The sequence below is a fragment of the Bacteroides sp. GM023 genome (assembly GCF_014750685.1).
Classification (GTDB): Bacteria; Bacteroidota; Bacteroidia; order Bacteroidales; family Bacteroidaceae; genus Bacteroides.
The window spans coordinates 69,983-87,539 of record NZ_JAAXGE010000010.1 but is presented as its reverse complement, the minus strand read 5'-3'; the positions used below and the strand labels follow the sequence as shown (position 1 = coordinate 87,539).

At 42.3% G+C, this 17,557-nt stretch carries 15 protein-coding genes and 1 tRNA gene; 13 read left to right on the top strand and 3 right to left on the bottom strand.

Translation table 11 applies throughout. The features are described 5' to 3' along the window. Window positions 1-72 precede the first annotated feature (72 nt). Together HC965_RS20655 and rlmF are read left to right on the top strand one after the other, a co-directional pair. Window positions 73-157, top strand: a tRNA-Ser gene (locus HC965_RS20655). A gap of 74 nt (window positions 158-231) precedes the next feature. Next, window positions 232-1,137: a 23S rRNA (adenine(1618)-N(6))-methyltransferase RlmF gene (rlmF, locus tag HC965_RS20650; protein ID WP_191033231.1), complete on the top strand. Its 906-nt coding sequence runs from the start codon at window positions 232-234 to the stop codon at window positions 1,135-1,137. A gap of 106 nt (window positions 1,138-1,243) precedes the next feature. On the opposite strand, the gene HC965_RS20645 is transcribed toward rlmF, so the two are convergent. Then, the gene (locus HC965_RS20645; RefSeq protein WP_191033230.1) at window positions 1,244-2,857 is read right to left on the bottom strand and encodes a serine hydrolase; all 1,614 of its coding nucleotides are present in this window, start codon (window positions 2,855-2,857) and stop codon (window positions 1,244-1,246) included. Window positions 2,858-3,015: 158 nt separating this feature from the next. Here HC965_RS20645 and HC965_RS20640 point away from each other — a divergent pair, with 158 nt between their 5' ends. From HC965_RS20640 to HC965_RS20595, 10 genes are all read left to right on the top strand, one after another. Further along, on the top strand, window positions 3,016-3,783 hold the full coding sequence (locus HC965_RS20640) for an N-acetyltransferase (RefSeq protein ID WP_191033229.1): 768 nt from the start codon (window positions 3,016-3,018) through the stop codon (window positions 3,781-3,783). Window positions 3,784-3,929: 146 nt separating this feature from the next. Continuing rightward, window positions 3,930-5,696 carry an AraC family transcriptional regulator gene (locus HC965_RS20635; RefSeq protein WP_191033313.1) on the top strand — a complete coding sequence of 589 codons (1,767 nt, stop codon included), beginning with the start codon at window positions 3,930-3,932 and terminating at the stop codon, window positions 5,694-5,696. A gap of 200 nt (window positions 5,697-5,896) precedes the next feature. Then, window positions 5,897-6,265 (top strand): helix-turn-helix domain-containing protein, encoded by a 369-nt coding sequence (locus HC965_RS20630; RefSeq protein WP_191033228.1) that lies wholly within the window; start codon window positions 5,897-5,899, stop codon window positions 6,263-6,265. A gap of 69 nt (window positions 6,266-6,334) precedes the next feature. Continuing rightward, on the top strand, window positions 6,335-6,697 hold the full coding sequence (locus tag HC965_RS20625) for a DUF488 domain-containing protein (RefSeq protein ID WP_191033227.1): 363 nt from the start codon (window positions 6,335-6,337) through the stop codon (window positions 6,695-6,697). A gap of 84 nt (window positions 6,698-6,781) precedes the next feature. Next, entirely contained in the window at window positions 6,782-8,014 is a 1,233-nt protein-coding gene (locus tag HC965_RS20620) for a Cof-type HAD-IIB family hydrolase (RefSeq protein WP_191033226.1), read from the top strand. After that, entirely contained in the window at window positions 8,011-9,123 is a 1,113-nt protein-coding gene (locus HC965_RS20615; RefSeq protein WP_191033225.1) for an isochorismate synthase, read from the top strand. The genes HC965_RS20620 and HC965_RS20615 overlap by 4 nt, the downstream gene beginning before the upstream one ends. A gap of 20 nt (window positions 9,124-9,143) precedes the next feature. Next, entirely contained in the window at window positions 9,144-10,811 is a 1,668-nt protein-coding gene (gene menD, locus HC965_RS20610; protein WP_191033224.1) for a 2-succinyl-5-enolpyruvyl-6-hydroxy-3-cyclohexene-1-carboxylic-acid synthase, read from the top strand. Between the two features lie 3 nt (window positions 10,812-10,814). Next, complete coding sequence (menB, locus tag HC965_RS20605; protein WP_004310001.1) at window positions 10,815-11,639, top strand: 1,4-dihydroxy-2-naphthoyl-CoA synthase; 825 nt, start codon at window positions 10,815-10,817, stop codon at window positions 11,637-11,639. A gap of 195 nt (window positions 11,640-11,834) precedes the next feature. Next, window positions 11,835-12,860 (top strand): o-succinylbenzoate synthase, encoded by a 1,026-nt coding sequence (locus HC965_RS20600; RefSeq protein ID WP_191033223.1) that lies wholly within the window; start codon window positions 11,835-11,837, stop codon window positions 12,858-12,860. A gap of 19 nt (window positions 12,861-12,879) precedes the next feature. Then, window positions 12,880-13,977, top strand: a complete 1,098-nt coding sequence (locus tag HC965_RS20595) for an AMP-binding protein (protein ID WP_191033222.1) — start codon at window positions 12,880-12,882, stop codon at window positions 13,975-13,977. Between the two features lie 102 nt (window positions 13,978-14,079). Here HC965_RS20595 and HC965_RS20590 read toward each other — a convergent pair whose 3' ends face one another. Further along, window positions 14,080-14,868: a DNA-binding protein gene (locus tag HC965_RS20590; protein WP_191033221.1), complete on the bottom strand. Its 789-nt coding sequence runs from the start codon at window positions 14,866-14,868 to the stop codon at window positions 14,080-14,082. Between the two features lie 995 nt (window positions 14,869-15,863). Continuing rightward, window positions 15,864-16,427 (bottom strand): RNA polymerase sigma-70 factor, encoded by a 564-nt coding sequence (locus HC965_RS20585; protein ID WP_191033220.1) that lies wholly within the window; start codon window positions 16,425-16,427, stop codon window positions 15,864-15,866. A gap of 183 nt (window positions 16,428-16,610) precedes the next feature. Here HC965_RS20585 and HC965_RS20580 point away from each other — a divergent pair, with 183 nt between their 5' ends. After that, window positions 16,611-17,531, top strand: coding sequence for a FecR family protein (locus HC965_RS20580; protein WP_191033219.1), 921 nt, complete (start codon window positions 16,611-16,613; stop codon window positions 17,529-17,531). Window positions 17,532-17,557 lie beyond the last annotated feature (26 nt).

The following is a 17,557-nucleotide window of genomic DNA, read 5'->3' as shown; positions in this document are numbered from 1 at the left end:
GTTTGCGGATTTAAAAATGATTTGTACCTTTGCACCGCTTTCAACGGAAAGCACTTCTGATAAGGGAGTTTTGGAGAGGTGGCAGAGTGGTCGATTGCGGCGGTCTTGAAAACCGTTGAAGGTAACACTTCCGGGGGTTCGAATCCCTCCCTCTCCGCTGGAAAAAATGTAAAGCCTTGTAAGTGAATAGCTTACAAGGCTTTTTTGTTAACAAAAGCATTGCATTTGAATATGGCAGAAAGAAACGAACTACATACCAGAAATAAGCATAACGGTCAATACGATTTTTCGTTATTGATAGAGAATTATCCCCCTCTCAAGAAGTTTGTATCACTCAATCCGTATGGAACAAATACGATAAATTTCTTTAATCCGCATGCGGTGAGGGCACTGAATAAAGCTTTGCTGATAACCTATTATGGTATTCGGTATTGGGATATACCGAAAGATTATTTGTGTCCGCCCATTCCCGGGAGAGCAGATTATATTCATTATATTGCGGACTTAATTCAAGCGGAACGAGGTAACAGAAACGGAGAAAGTGAGGAGAACAAAAAGCCAAGATGCCTGGATATTGGAGTAGGAGCCAATTGTATTTACCCGATTATCGGACACACGGAATACGGATGGACATTTGTCGGCTCTGATATTGATCCGGTTTCCATTGAGAATGCACGAAAGATAGTGACTTGCAATCCGGTGTTAGCACATAAGATTGACTTAAGACTTCAGGAAGATAGTAAAAAGATATTCGATGGAATAATTGCTTCCGATGACTATTTTGATGTAACTATTTGTAATCCACCATTTCATAGTTCGAAAGAAGAAGCGGAAGAAGGGACATTGCGCAAACTAAGCAGCCTGAAAGGCGAGAAAGTACAGAAAGCAAAACTGAACTTCGGCGGGAATGCAAACGAGCTTTGGTGCGAAGGGGGAGAAATCCGCTTTTTATTGAATATGATTTCCGAAAGTCAGAAATATAAGAAGAACTGTGGATGGTTTACCAGCCTGGTTTCAAAAGAAAAGAACCTGGATAAGCTGTACGCTAAACTGAAAGCCGTCCATGTATCGGAATATAAGATTATCCGAATGCAGCAGGGAACGAAAAATAGCAGGATATTAGCTTGGCGGTTTTAAGACCATTAAAAAAGGAAAATCCGGTTCTAACCTCGAACCGGATTTTTATGTAGATAAATATGAGTCCTTATTTCATATAATAAGAATCATTTATAATAGAAATCATTTAATAAACACTGGCCGATTGAATAACAATCTTCTCCAGCAACTCCTGCATCTTTCCGATTACGGGTTCCGCTTCAAGACCATATTCTGCCGCCATCACTTTCATTTGCGGGAATGTAGCCCATACACTACCGTTCTTATCTTCCCATACAGAGATTTTCAAAGGCAATTCGATAGAAATACTCGGATTATCTTGCATCAATTTAGTTCCTACTTTCGGAGAACCGAAAACAATAACCTGATTCGGTCGAAGTTCCAGACCTACTTCCTCCGCATTCTTTCCATGATCGAACTTGGCGAATACAGGAATCCCCATCTTTTTCAGAGTTTGTTCAAGGCGTGCCATCGTTTCCGCTACATTGAACTGACTCTCGTAGGTGTATAATAGATTATCATTAGCACCGGTTCCCATTTTACTACTGTCAAAAGCAGCAGCGATTTTACGTCCTAGATTTGTGAGATCTACTCCTTCCTTATTTGCCAAAAGAGTGACACACACCAATTCTGAAGCATCCGTGAAACGACTGAGAAAAGCGGAATGTCCCGATACATTGCCTTTGATATCCATCAATCCTTTATGATTGTAGAACTGCCAACCAGCCACGGCAGGAACAACTTTCCCGTTGGCAAGCTTAGTCGATTTATAAATCATATCACGATTTTCCGGTTTAGCGATGAGCACTCCACCCGCCAAAGCAATGTCCCAATGACTGACATTCTCTGCTGATGCCCAAATATCGGAGAAACCTTTCATGGCAGTAGGACTGATGGCAGGAGCAGCGACTAACTTACCGTCTTTTTCTACATACCCCGTTGTCGTTTCCGAAGGATTGATATAATCTTTATCTTTCTTGAAAGTCTGATGCACGTTGGCGGTAGTCGTAACATCTTCCTGCTTTACTTTCGCCAAGTCTTCGCCGAAGAAAGTCTGTTGCAAGCCAAGATAATCAATCTGATATTTTCTCACGAAGTCATGATAAGGCATTTTACCTGCCTTCTCAACGATAGAAGTCAATAAAAGAAAGTTGGTAGCACTTTGCTTCACATCCGTTCCCGGTTCAAAAGCCAAAGGAATAGCTTCCACTGTCTTAATCAATTCAACAGGCTGATAATTGGCCGATACATCAAAACCGCTTTGTGCACGATAATCGGCAATGCCCGTACTATGTTGCATTAATTGAAGAATACTGATTGACTTCCAGCTTTCAGGAATATCCTTGAGATACTTTCCGATAGGATCATTCAAATCAAGTTTACCTTTTTCGTACAATTGCATGATAGCTACCGCCGCATACCCTTGAGAGATAGGTCCTATCGGCCAAAGAGTTTTCGCTGCGGCGAGATTCCCTTTTTCAAAATCCGTAACTCCATAACCTACGACGCGTGGAATATAAGGAGCCTGAACAATAGCGAGCGTCATGCCCGGTATTCCCTGTTCCTCCATAAATTCGTAAATCATCTGGTCGATGGCTTTTCCTTGATAGGCAACTTGTACGTTGCCTCTGCCTGCTTGCGGCAATTGGTTTTCATACTTCTTCATAATGACTCCTCCGTTTTGAGCTAAAATCGTTCCCGATATTAGTAATACTGCTAAAATTAATACATTCTTCTTCATAACATTCTCCTTTAATTACTCTCACTTTTTTTGATGTTGCAAAGGTAAGAGGCTGGGAATAACTAAAAGAGAACGATATAACACATATATTTTGCAATTGTTCCCGATATGAACTATTTTTGCTTTCTAAACAATTATATACCTATAAATAGAATAGTATGGAAACAAAGTATATCACTCTCACGAAAGAAAATATCGATAGCGAACACATCTGCTGCGCTTTCTCGGACAAGAAATGCAAGGATAGCTACGAACTGAAGAAAACCTGGCTGAAAAAAGAGTTTGATAACGGATATGTTTTCAGACGGATCGATGAACGGGCAAAAGTCTTTATAGAATATGTACCGGCCGAAAAAGCATGGGTTCCTGTCAGCGCTCCCAATTATCTGATGATAAACTGCTTTTGGGTATCGGGGAAATACAAAGGATGCGGACACGGCAAAGCATTGTTGCAGTCTGCTATCGACGATGCAAAGGCGCAAGGAAAAGATGGTCTGGTTACTGTAGCCGGTACATCCAAATACCATTTTATGAGTGACACGAAATGGCTGTTGAGGCAAGGCTTCCAAACAGTGGAAAAACTCCCGTCGGGATTCAGCCTTTTGGCGTTAAAGATAAACCCTGCCGCACCCGATCCCTCCTTTAACGAATCAGTGCTGAGTGGTGAGTGTCCGGATCGTGAAGGAGTAGTGGTTTATTATACCCATCGTTGCCCGTTCACGGAGTACCACGTTCGCGGCTCTTTGGTGGATGCAGCTAAAAATAAGGGAATCCCATTAAAAATAATCCGGTTGGAAACTATGGAACAGGCACAAAATGCACCTACTCCTGCCACTATATTCACCCTTTTCTATAATGGCAAATTCATCACGACCGACCTGAGCACGTGCATCGATAAACGGTTTGAGAAAGCATTAGGCCTGTAATAACGCAGAAAAGAACGTATGTCCCGATGTAATCCGTTAATGCTAATGTTTCTTATTTTTATTTTATAAAAATAATCTGTTTTTGTACGTTTATCAAATATCGTTTACCTTTGGAGAGTAAATGATGATAAAGTAATATGAAAGGTATACATTTATGGGTATGTATATGTATCTTTTTATTTGTGCATAGCCAGCGTTTATTAGCCAACAAAACTGTTCTTAACGATTCTCTATATACTGAGGAATATATACGCGGGACATATATTGCCGAGCCAAAACGTGCATTACAACTGTTAGATGAAGCGGAAAACAGGAAAACGATGCCTTTACGGATAGTCAATGAACTGCGTAGTCTGTCCTATCGTAGCCTGTACATGAACAAGCTGGCATACTTGTATGCCAGGAAAGCCTATTTGCTTGATTCTGTTTCGCAGAGAGCCCCGGAACATATGCTGAAAATGACCGTTTATTTGGCAGAACTTACCAACATGATGAGCAAGCATAGCGAGAGTATGAAGTATGCCCTTAGCGGAATCAGGCAGGCACAGGAATTACAAGACCGGGAAGCTGAATTCAGATTACTTTTCTGCATTGGGGAAAACAACTGGGCGTTATCTTCTAAAGACAAAGCATATGATTACTTCAACCGTACTATCGAGATGCTGCGCGGCTCAAAAGATATGCGGGAAATGATGTTGCTTTCCTATTATTACGGGGCAGAGATGGGTTATCTAATGACGGACTCACGGATTGAAGAAGCCCTGAAGCTAGCTTTGGAACGCGAGAAACTTCTTAAAAGAATAGAAAAACTTCCCCACGTTCCTGAAGGTTATACGGATAGCCAATACAGTTATCTATATGCAAAACTGGCATATATCTGCCAGGTAGAAAAGAAATATAAGCAAGCGGAAGAGTATTATCAACAATATTTAGCCACAAAAGATTCCCATACCCCGGATGGCAAGATTAATTCTGTGCCTTATTTAACTCTTTCTGGACAATATGAAAAAGTAATTGAAAATTGCCAGGATTTCAAGAACTTGATGAGAACACAGCAAGATACTCTCAATATCCAATATCTTAGAATCCTGAAGAAAGAAGTACAAGGCCATCTCGGTATGCAAAACTATAAGGCAGCTGCGGATTTGCGTGGAACTATACTGGAGATAACGGACAGTATTAATAATAAGGATAGGGCAAATGCCGCCTTGGAACTGAATGCAATGTATGACGCTTCAGAGAAAGAAGAACATATTGCAGAACAGGCCTCGCAACTGAAAATCAGAAATATATCACTTATCTTCCTCGCCTGTGTAGTCCTGCTTACTCTGTTTATATTATGGCGTATGTGGCGTTTTAACAACATTGTCAGATACAAAAATAAAGTACTGGCCAGGTTCGTCAATGAGAAATTGGCTCAAAGAGACAGGGACGAACGAAACCAACTATTGCCCGAAGAAGAAATAAACAAAATAATTCCTATATTGTCCGACATAGAACCGATCGTGGAATCTCTTGAAGAAATAGAAGACCTTCCGGATGAAACCGATAAAGTCAGCGGGGAGGAAGAGGAGAATCGGAAAATATTTCAGGAACTCAACCGGATAGTTGTTCAAGACCGATTGTATCTCTCTCCTGAATTATCGAGGGAAGACTTGGCACAGATAGTACATCTGAATAACGCCCGTTTTGCCCGAATGATAAAAGAGTGTACCGGGACCAATTTCAATGGCTATATTAATGAACTTCGTATAAACTATGCCATCAAATTGTTAAAAATGCATCCTAATTATACAATACGTGCCATAGCCGATGAAGCAGGCTTTAACAGCACCCCGATCTTATATAACCTTTTTAAGAAAAAAACAGGCATGACACCCTATGAATTTAAGAAAACACAGGAGACACTCTGAACGATATAGTGAAATCCCATTTGCTTGAACAAAATGAAATAAAACCGATAAATTACCGGAATTTGCAGGAAAAAAGCAGGTGTCCCGCTTTTTTTGCCATTTTGGGACGCCAAATTGTGGATTTGTAAAGTGTAATTGCGCCATTGCAAACTTATCGTATTTCTCTAATTATTACTTTTGCTTCATACAAAATTAGGGAAATGGAAAATATAAATTATCTGACAATGGAAGTTCAGACACTGAACTTGTTCAAGCAACTTGATTTGCTAATACGTGAAAAAAAACTGTATCGAAATCCGTCATTAAACCGGAGCATCCTGGCACAACATTTGAGAACCAACCGCACCTATATAAGCGGCTGCGTCCGTCAGTCCATAGGGCAGACTCTTTCAGAGTATATCGACACTTTGCGCATATCCGAATTTGTAGACAGGCTGCAATCGGAAGATGAACAATGCCTGTTTGTAATTGCCGAAGAAGTGGGCTATTCTTCTTATACAACTTTCTATCGTTCCTTTATCAGGCATTATGGCGTTTCGCCTGCCGAATACAGGCAAAAGCTGGAGTAATGTTCCGTTTACCGGAACAATTTCCGGCCTTTTCGGTTTATTACTTATAATAATTAAATAAAAATAATAATGGTACAAGTTAGGATAAAGCGAGTGTACGAGGATTTTTCAGAGACAGACGGATATCGGGTATTAGTAGATAAACTATGGCCGCGTGGCATAAAAAAAGAATGGCTGAAATATGACTATTGGGCAAAAGATATAACCCCATCCGCCGCCCTGCGCCAGTGGTTTCACGAAGATATACCGGGACATTGGAATGATTTCTCCGTCCTCTATCAGAAAGAGCTGGACTCTTCTTCGTCAGTAACAGATTTTCTGACCCTTATAAAGCCACATCCGGTGGTGACACTCCTCTATGCTTCTAAAGAACCCGTGTACAATCATGCCCGAATCCTTCGTGATTATTTGGAAATGCGTCTGAAAGAGTGAAATTAAAGTAATTTTTATCTGTTTACGCTTTCTGTCGTTCACTCAATTTCCTACCTTTGTAATCTAAATCAAAATCGTGTAACCATGAAGTATAAATTATTGGTCCTGGATGTAGACGGAACACTGCTTAATGATGCGAAAGAAATTAGTAAACGTACACTGGCCGCCTTGCTGAAAATTCAGCAGATGGGAGTACGTATCGTGCTGGCTTCCGGCAGACCGACTTATGGTTTGTTGCCGCTTGCCAAGTCTCTCGAACTTGGAAACTATGGTGGCTTTATCCTTTCTTATAACGGTTGTCAGATAATCAGCGCACAGAACGGAGAAATCTTGTTCGAACGGCGTATCAACCCGGAAATGCTGCCTTATCTGGAAAAGAAAGCCCGCAAGAATGGCTTCGCGTTGTTCACCTATCACGATGATACAATCATAACGGATTCTCCTGAAAACGAACATATCCAAAGTGAAGCCCAACTGAATAACCTGCAAGTAATTCGCGAAGACGAATTTTCCGCAGCCATTGATTTCGCTCCTTGCAAGTGTATGCTCGTCAGCGATGACGAAGAAGCGCTTGTCAGCCTGGAAGAACATTGGAAAAGACGCCTGAACGGTGCTTTGGATGTCTTTCGCTCCGAATCGTATTTCCTCGAAGTAGTGCCCTGTGCCATTGATAAGGCGAATACCTTAGGTGCTCTGATGGAAGTATTGGGCGTCACGCGTGAAGAAGTGATTGCTATTGGTGATGGCGTGTGTGACGTAACCATGATTCAATTGGCCGGACTGGGAATAGCTATGGGACATTCACAAGACTCGGTGAAAGCTTGTGCCGACTATGTGACCGCTTCGAATGAAGAAGACGGAGTGGCTCTTGCTGTCGAAAAAGCGATTATCGCCGAAGTTCGCGCAGCGGAAATCCCTCTTGACCAACTGAATGCACAGGCACGCCACGCATTAATGGGAAACCTGGGTATCCAATATACCTATGCTGACGAAGACCGTGTAGAAGCCACAATGCCCGTAGACCATCGTACACGCCAGCCTTTCGGAATTTTGCATGGCGGCGCCACCCTTGCATTGGGAGAGACGGTTGCCGGACTGGGTTCAATGATTCTTTGCCAGCCTGACGAAATTGTAGTAGGAATGCAAGTCAGCGGAAACCACATCTCTTCTGCCCACGAAGGAGATACCGTGCGGGCGGTAGCGACCATTGTACACAAAGGACGCTCATCCCACGTGTGGAATGTAGACGTCTTTACTTCAACCAACAAACTGGTGTCTTCCATACGGGTAGTCAACAGTGTTATGAAAAAAAGATGATTGACGAAGAAATAAGTAATCTGACAACTATTGATACATTCATCCGGCAAAAACAACCGTTTGCCGTTTACCGTATTCCCGGGGAGAAAACCCCTCGTCTGTTGACACAGGCTGGGGGGGCTGTCCGTTTAATCTATGACCTCAAAGACCTGAACGGACAGCGTGGATTTGTCATCGCCCCGTTTCGGGTGAGCGAGACATGTCCGATTGTGCTGATACAACCGGACCAGTGGGGACAACCACTGCCGGTTGACGAGGATACGGACGAAGAACAGGAGAAAGCCCGGCAACTGCAAGGACAGGAAACATTCCTGAATACTTGCACGGAAAAGTATGCCGCCTGTTTTCATACATTTATAAATGCCTTACGTGACAAAGCCTTCGACAAATTAGTGCTTTCCCGTGAACTCACTATCGGTCAGATGCCTGATTTCTCTCCCTCATCCGTTTTTCGTGCAGCGTGCAAACGTTATATCCATTCCTATATATACCTATGCTATACCCCTCAAACAGGTATCTGGCTGGGTAGCACACCCGAAATTATCTTATCGGGCGAAAAAGACGAATGGAACACAGTAGCATTGGCCGGAACGCAACCTTTACAAGACGGCAAATTGCCGCAAATATGGGATGAAAAGAACCGGAAAGAACAGGACTATGTAGCATCCTATATCCGTCGCCAACTTCTTTCATTAGACATTCATTCTACGGAGAACGGCCCTTATCCCGCCTATGCGGGAGCATTGTCGCACCTGAAAACAGATTTTCATTTCTCCCTGAAAGATAACAAGAATCTGGGAGACCTTCTGAAAGTCCTGCACCCGACACCTGCCGTGTGCGGCCTGCCAAAGGAAGAAGCCTATCGGTTTATATTGGAAAACGAAGGTTACGACCGTCGTTATTATTCCGGCTTTATCGGATGGCTCGACCCCGATGGAAGGACTGACCTATATGTGAATCTGCGCTGTATGCATATCGAAGACGAACAACTGACTCTTTATGCCGGCGGCGGATTACTGGCCTCTTCGGAACTGAATGACGAATGGCTGGAAACGGAAAAGAAGTTGCAAACCATGAAACGGCTTATAGCAGTGCCCCTTTATTCATAAACTACTAATTTATTATCATCATGTATACAGACAAGAAGAACATACTTCAACTGGTTGCGCTGCTTCGGGCGCACGGGATTACGAAAGTTGTATTGTGTCCGGGAAGCCGTAACGTACCTATCGTGCATACTTTGTCTAACCATCCTGATTTTACCTGTTATGCGATGACCGACGAACGGAGTGCGGGGTATTTTGCCATCGGCCTTACGTTGAATGGTGGTAAACCTGCCGCCATCTGCTGCACTTCCGGTACGGCACTGCTGAATCTTCATCCCGCTGTGGCGGAAGCTTTTTATCAGAATGTCCCTTTGGTGGTCATCTCTGCCGACCGTCCCGCAGCCTGGATTGGGCAAATGGATGGACAGACGCTTCCCCAACCGGGCGTATTCCAAACACTGGTCAAGAAGTCTGTCAACCTTCCTGAAATTCATACGGATGAGGATGAATGGTACTGCAACCGTCTGATAAACGAAGCCTTGCTTGAGATGAATCATCACGGAAAAGGCCCGGTACATATCAATGTCCCTATTTCCGAACCCCTGTATCAGTTTACGACGGAGACACTGCCCGAAGTACGTGTCATAACCCGCTACCAAGGTCTGAACGTCTACGACCGTGATTATAACGACCTGATCGACCGGATGAATAAGTATCAGAAACGAATGATTATCATCGGTCAGATGAATCTTATCTATCTGTTTGAAAAGAGATATACCAAATTATTATATAAACACTTTGCCTGGCTGACGGAGCATATCGGCAATCAGACAGTGCCCGGCATCCCGGTGAAGAACTTCGACGCGGCACTCTACGCCATGCCCGAAGAGAAAATCGATCAGATGTCTCCCGAATTGCTGATTACCTATGGCGGGCACGTCGTCTCCAAACGTCTGAAGAAATTCCTTCGTCAACACCCGCCCAAAGAGCATTGGCACGTATCACCGGACGGCGAAGTGGTCGACCTCTACGGTTCATTGACTACTGTGATTGAAATGGACCCGTTTGAATTCCTTGAAAAGATAGCCAGCCTGCTGGACAACCGCACTCCCGAATATCCCCGTGTGTGGGAGAATTATTGCAAAATTATTCCCGAACCGGAGTTTGCCTATTCGGAGATGGCAGCTGTCGGTGCATTGATAAAGGGATTGCCGGAATCTTGTGCATTGCACTTGGCAAATAGTTCGGTAGTCCGCTATGCGCAACTATATTCCATTCCATCCACGATTGAAGTTTGCTGTAACCGGGGTACGAGTGGTATTGAAGGCTCGCTTTCTACGGCTGTAGGTTATGCAGCCGCTTCCGATAAACTGAATTTCATAGCTATCGGGGATTTGAGTTTCTTCTATGACATGAACGCATTGTGGAATGTCAACGTCGGTTCCAATCTACGCATCCTCTTATTGAACAATGGCGGTGGAGAGATTTTCCACACCCTGCCGGGACTCAAAATGTCGGGTACTTCACAAAAATTTATCGTAGCCGTTCATCAAACAACTGCCAAAGGTTGGGCGGAAGAACGCGGATTCCTTTATCTGCGTGTTGACGACGACGAGCAACTGGCAGAAGCGATGAAAACCTTTACGCAACCGGAAACTACGGAACAACCCATCTTGATGGAAGTGTTTACCAGCAAGAACAAAGACGCACGCATGCTGAAAAATTATTATCACCAATTAAAACAAAAATAGATTATGTCAACACAAAGAGAGTGGACAACCATCAGAGAATACGATGATATTCTCTTTGATTACTATAATGGAATTGCTCGTATCACAATCAACCGTGAGCGTTATCGCAACGCATTCACCCCGACTACTACTGCCGAAATGAGTGACGCATTGCGCATTTGCCGCGAAGAAGCGGATATTGACGTGATTGTGATTACCGGAGCCGGAGATAAAGCCTTCTGTTCGGGCGGTGACCAGAATGTGAAAGGACGTGGCGGTTATATCGGCAAAGACGGTGTTCCTCGTCTCAGTGTACTGGACGTGCAAAAACAAATCCGTAGTATCCCGAAACCGGTGATTGCCGCTGTAAACGGATTTGCCATCGGCGGCGGGCACGTACTCCATGTGGTATGCGACTTGTCTATCGCTTCAGAGAATGCCATTTTCGGTCAGACAGGCCCTCGTGTGGGTAGCTTTGACGCCGGATTCGGTGCATCTTACTTGGCACGTGTCGTAGGACAGAAGAAAGCCCGCGAAATCTGGTTCCTCTGCCGGAAGTACAATGCGCAGGAAGCATTGGATATGGGCTTAGTGAATAAAGTAGTCCCCTTGGAGCAACTGGAAGATGAATACGTGCAATGGGCGGAAGAAATGATGTTGCTCAGTCCGCTGGCTTTACGCATGATTAAAGCCGGACTGAATGCCGAACTGGACGGTCAGGCAGGTATTCAGGAATTGGCAGGCGACGCTACCTTGCTTTATTATCTCACTGACGAAGCGCAGGAAGGAAAGAATGCATTTTTGGAGAAACGTAAACCGAACTTCAAGCAATATCCGAAGTTCCCTTAAATAAAATAATGGGCTAATATGCCAATTGGCTAATGTGTCGATTAGTTGGGCAATGGCTGCATAGTAATTGCCCCATTAGTACATTAGCTCATTGGCATATTACTACATTGGCACATTGCTACATTGCTACGTTGGCATATTAGTAATTGACATGTTGGTATATTGGTATATTACTACATTGGAAAATTATTTAGAATGGATTGCGAGATTAAAATAACTCCCCGATTGCTTCATTTCAAACAACCGGCAGGAACTTCACGAGGTACATATTCCACCCGAAAAGTCTGGTATCTTCATTTCACTTCTCCCGAATTTCCCGGTCGGGTGGGAATAGGGGAGTGTGCTCCCCTGCCCGGACTTAGCTGCGATGACCTTCCCGATTACGAAGATATATTGGAAGATGTCTGCCGGAAAGTGGAAAGACAAGGTGGAGAGATGGATGTAAACGCTTTGCGCAAATATCCTTCCATCCTCTTCGGACTTGAAATGGCTCTTCGTCATTATAATGCAGGCGGCTGGGATATGTGGAATTCTGCTTTCTCCCGTGGGGAAGCCGGAATACCTATCAACGGCCTTATCTGGATGGGTGATTACAACAAAATGCTAACGCAGATAGAAAAGAAAATAAAAGCCGGTTTCCGCTGCATCAAACTCAAAATCGGTGCCATCAACTTTGAAGAAGAACTGGCCTTACTCCGTCATATCCGTGCCCATTTCTCTTCCAAAGAAATAGAACTGCGTGTAGACGCGAACGGCGCTTTTTCCCCTGCCGACGCTATGGAGAAGTTGAAACGTTTGTCCGAACTGGACTTACATTCCATAGAGCAACCCATCCGTGCCGGACAATGGAAAGAAATGGCACGCCTGACTTCCGAATCTCCCTTGCCGATAGCTTTGGATGAAGAATTAATAGGTTGCAACACCCAGGCAGAGAAACGGAAACTTCTTGTTGCTATCCGTCCTCAATATATCATCATCAAACCTTCCCTTCACGGTGGATTTACCGGAGGACACGAATGGATTGACGAAGCCGAAGAGCAACAGATTGGTTGGTGGATTACGTCTGCTTTAGAATCCAATATCGGCCTGAATGCCATCGCCCAATGGTGCGCTGCTTTCGATAACCCGTTACCTCAAGGCTTAGGAACAGGACAACTCTTTACCGACAACGTAGAGATGCCACTTGAAATAAGAAAAGATTGCCTGTGGTTCTGTAAGTAATGCTACTTGAAGCTATCCGATGATATTCGACCGAAAAAAACAACATTTACTGCTTGAAGGGAAGAAATATACTTCCGATGATATAAGCAGATGCATAGCAGAAGGAGCGGAATCGTATCCCTCTGCTATATGGGATTTGTTTCTTTTCCTGAGCGAATGGTTCAAGGATTCTCCCCATATTACAGTTCATACATCCGGCTCTACGGGCATACCGAAAGAACTGATTGTACGCAAAGACCAAATGATACAAAGTGCCCGCCTGACTTGCGAGTTCCTGAACCTGCAAACAGGTGACACCGCTTTATTATGTATGAATCTCCGCTACATCGGAGCCATGATGGTGGTAGTACGTTCTCTAGTCGCAGGGTTGAATCTAATTGTACGCCCTGCTTCCGGACATCCTCTATCCGATATAAACGTACCTCTGAAATTTGCGGCAATGGTTCCTTTACAAGTTTATAATACTCTCCATACTCCTGAAGAGAAAAAACAGTTGAAGCAAACGGATATTCTGATTATAGGAGGCGGAGCAGTCGATGAGGCTTTGGAAGCAGAAATAAAATCTCTCCCGATAGCTGTCTATTCTACCTACGGCATGACTGAAACATTATCCCATATAGCGCTGCGCCGCCTGAACGGAGCTTCTGCTTCCGAACATTATTATCCCTTTTCTTCAGTAACATTGTCTTTATCTCCCGAAAATACATTAGTCATTGAAGCCCCCCTTGTCTGTGATGATATTTTGCAGACTAATGACATTGCGCGCATCTATCCCGACGGTAGTTTCATTATTCTAGGCCGAAAAGATAATGTAATAAATAGCGGAGGAATCAAAATACAAGCAGAAGAAATAGAAAAAATACTTCGCCCGTTTATTCCCCTGCCATTTGTCATTACTTCAGTTTCCGACCAGCGTTTGGGACAGGCGGTAACTTTATTGATAGCAGGACAGATAGACACAAAAGAGATAGAAGTAAATTTGCAGAACATCCTCGAACTCAAACCATATTATCGTCCCCGCTACATTCTGACGACAGATTACATCCCGCAAACGAAAAACGGAAAAATCAGCCGTGTGGATTGCCGTGCTTTGGCATTACGTATCTTGCAGCAATAATATTACATATCTTACAGTACTAATATTACGTATCTTATAGTATTAATATTACGTATCTTATAGTATTAATATTACATATTTTACAGCAATAATATAGCTGCCTTACAGCACTAATGTAGCTATTTCAGGCGATAAAGTAATCGTTTTATCTTTATTGATAATAATAATATTGGCGTTATACAGTGAATTTATTATCTCGTTGTAAGTGATTGTCCCCATACCTTCGAGACGTTTTAGGCTAGTCCATCCATATTTAGAAGTATGTTGTAGAAGCTGGTACACGGTATATATTTCCAGTTTAGACAAAATGTGGCATGCACGGTCGTTGATAAACTGGGATAAGTGAATCTCCAGTGGATTATCAGTCTCATATTTGCCAAACAGAGATGTCATTGTACTTTCTCGGAATGTAGCGATTCTTTCCGGATTCCGACCTAGCTTATCAAGGATAGAGCTATATTTTGCTACAACTTCGTCATAAGTCATTTGATGACGTGCAGCCACCCGTGAAATGGGTTCACCGGAAGAAATGCTTAGAAATATATCCCGTTGGTCGTTGTCGGTAATCAGTTGACCGAGCTCTTCGATAAGGATATGAAAAAGCGGCTCATAGAGTTTTTGAGTTTTCAATAGGAAAAGTTCATCATCAAACCGGGAGAGAATAACTTCGCGTTCCCACTCTTTTTCCTTGATTAATTTGTTTAAAGCATCGTCACTTAACCCTTTGATTTGATGAGTATCCAAATGGCGTGCCATGCTCTCGTCGTCTAGCATTACGACATCATTGATAATGGAATGCGTGATGTAACCTAACTTAGTCCATCCGCGGAGAGTAGTTTCGGCAATGCCGTATTTCTCTGATACTTGCTTGATTGTTTTCCAGTGTGCCATAAAATATATACCTTTTAGCGTGATTCAACATGATTGAAGACTCACTCCTAATCCTGATATATACCTTATATATATAAGAAGTCGGGCGCTGAGTCCATATTTATCCACTAAGAGGTACTACCAATACCCACGAACCTAATAAATATGTTCACACGCCCGACCATAGGTCGCACGTATGAAACAGATTTATTGAGGTTCGGTTTTTTGTTAATAATAAAATTGGTAGTTTTCTTAGTGCAAAAAACGTTTCAATACGCCGCATTTCTCTTCGGCTTTCAAGGAACAAAGGTAAGAGATTTGTTGAGAATTGCCAAGAAAAGAGAGGAAATTTCTATATATGTTTGAGAAGTAACCATTAGGTGCAACAATAGGCTGAACTATATGGAAATGCCGAACTATAATCTCTCAACACTCTACTAGAGAATTTAAAAGTAAAAATTTGCTGTCACCTGTCACATATTTGTATTTAAATGTCTAATTGTGAATGAGTAGTGCTGTGACAGCAGTATGTGATAGCACAGTGACAGCAAAAGTGCTGTCACCTTTTCTTGCTTCCTCTTTTAGAAGCAAGTTCCAAGTTAGTTTCCTTTGTTTGAAACTAGAGTTCCAGCTAAGAGAAACTATAGTTTCATCGGTAAGAAACAAATGGTTTCAAGCAATTGAAACTAAAGTTTCAAACGGGTGAAACTTTGGTTTCTTATGTGTGAAACTCTAGTTTCGAGCCTTGAAACCAATTGTTTAAAGGCATGAAAATGATTTTCAAGAAAGAGAAGAAAGAATCGTAGGAGAAAAGGTGACAGCAAAACTACTGTCACTGTGCTGTCACATGTTGCTGTCATCTCTTTAACTGTTTGTAATCAGTGGTTTAAGTGCGAATGTGTGACAGGTGACAGCAAATTTTTACTTTTTAATTCTCTAGTAGAGTGTTGCGAGAGTATATTCCGGCTCATTTTGCATAGATAATGAGCAAGCTGTGCAGAAAGAAACTAATCGAATCAGGCGCGAAAAAAGAATATGAGAAGCAGTGGCAAATAATCTTTAAGCTCCTCTCGCAAAAGTTCCATCGTTTTTTGTTTGTACCGATTGATGGATTTCACGCTAAGATTCATTTCTTCCGCAATCTCCGCGTGTGTTTTCCCTTCAAAGAAACTTTTCATAAATACATTACGATAATTCTCGGGAAGTTTATTCAATGTTTCGTATAGCATTCTGTACAATTCATCAAGTGTATATACACTATCCGGCTCTGACTCATAAATAGGAGCCTTCTTTTGTATATTTTCAGCGTAACTCCATTCATATTCCTGATGCTTCAGAAAGTTCAGACAACTGTTTTTCACGCACATTTTGATGTATCCTAATGCTGTGTCCGATTGTAAGTCGAAAGAATCACTATCCAACTTATCCCATAATGACGTAAATACGTCCGATACAATGTCTTCGCGTGTCTCTTTATCATCAACAAACCTTTTCGCATACAAACAGAATGGGGCGTAATACTCCTCATACAGTTGTTTGAAAGTCCGTTCCTTGGTCTGTTTTGAAAAAGATATTTTCATTATTTAGAGATTCTGTGGTTTTTCATTCTGCTGCAAATATATAATAAGATAATTGAGAAAACATACTTTTGAACTTTTTTTTCTTTTTCGCAAAAGAAAGTTCATTTTCCCTGTCCCTTTCAAAAAGTTCAGTTGTATTATAAATGTAATTGCAATTAAAAAGATAAGATTTTGAAAGAGAATATGGAAAATATGAATCCGGAATCATTACTCCGTAAGGCACAAGCATTGGGAGATGATATTAAAGAAATGGAGTCCATTGATGTAATGGGTGCCTATCGTCAGACACAAGCCAAAATAAAAACGAACAAAAGAAAAAGTATGTATAATCAGTTGATGCGTTATGCCGCATTTTTGACTATACCTTTATTGCTGACTTCTTTGTTCTTTGGATATTTATATTTTGGCGGAACAGATGAGGAAGAACAGTACGCAGAAGTTACAGCTGCTACCGGCTCAGTGATACGTTACGAACTCCCGGATCATTCTGTGGTGTGGTTGAATGCCGGTAGTACATTGCGCTATCCTACGGTTTTCAGAAATAATAATCGCAATGTAGAGTTAAAAGGTGAAGCATACTTTGAAGTGCAGGCAGACAAGGAGCGCCCTTTTTATGTAAACACATTGAATGGATTGAAAGTATATGTTTATGGTACAAAATTTAATGTTGCTGCTTATGACGACGATAGCTATATAGAAACAGTATTGGAAAAAGGTAAAGTAAATGTGATAACCCCCAATCAGGAAACAATTGTGTTAGCTCCTGGCGAACAGTTACTTTACGATAAACAGAGTCAGAAATCGAAGAAGAATACAGTAGATGTCTATGGAAAAGTAGCTTGGAAAGATGGAAAACTAATATTTAGAAATGCTTCGTTGGAAGAAATATTCAAACGTCTGGAACGACATTTCAATGTAGATATTCAGTTTGATAACAAGGCGGGAAAAGAATATAAATACCGCGCGACGTTCAGGAATGAAACTTTGTCACAGATATTGGATTATTTGGCCAAGTCGGCAACTTTGAAGTGGAAGATTCAGGAGTCGGAACAACAAACGGACGGTACACTGTCAAAGACAAAAATAATAGTAGATTTATATTAATAATAACCCTGTAAAATTCAAATAGC